The sequence below is a fragment of the Mameliella sp. CS4 genome (assembly GCF_019392335.1).
Taxonomy (GTDB): domain Bacteria; phylum Pseudomonadota; class Alphaproteobacteria; order Rhodobacterales; family Rhodobacteraceae; genus Antarctobacter.
This window is the reverse complement of record NZ_JAHXRQ010000196.1, coordinates 1-260: the sequence shown is the minus strand read 5'-3', so window position 1 is coordinate 260 and position 260 is coordinate 1. Positions and strand designations below refer to the sequence as shown.

At 67.3% G+C, this 260-nt stretch carries 1 pseudogene; it reads right to left on the bottom strand.

Annotated elements, in window-relative coordinates:
• A pseudogene (locus KZZ07_RS27090) lies at positions 1-260 on the bottom strand (glycogen debranching protein GlgX); the annotation flags it as partial.

Genomic DNA, 260 nt, shown 5'->3' with positions numbered 1-260 from the left:
CGCATCTGGCGCAGGCGCACCGCACGGATCTCGGGATCGTCCGTCGGGCCCTCCACCCCGTAATTGTACGAGAGGTTGTGCGAGTGGCCGTCGCGGTTGCCCTCGCCGTTCGCCTCGTTGTGCTTGTCGTTGTACGAAACCGTGTCGTGCAGGGTGAAGCCGTCATGGGCGGTGAGGAAGTTCACCGAGGCCCAGGGCTTGCGCCCGCGCTTGTTGAACTTGTCGGCCGAGCCCGAGACGCGCGCCGCCAGGTCCGGCAG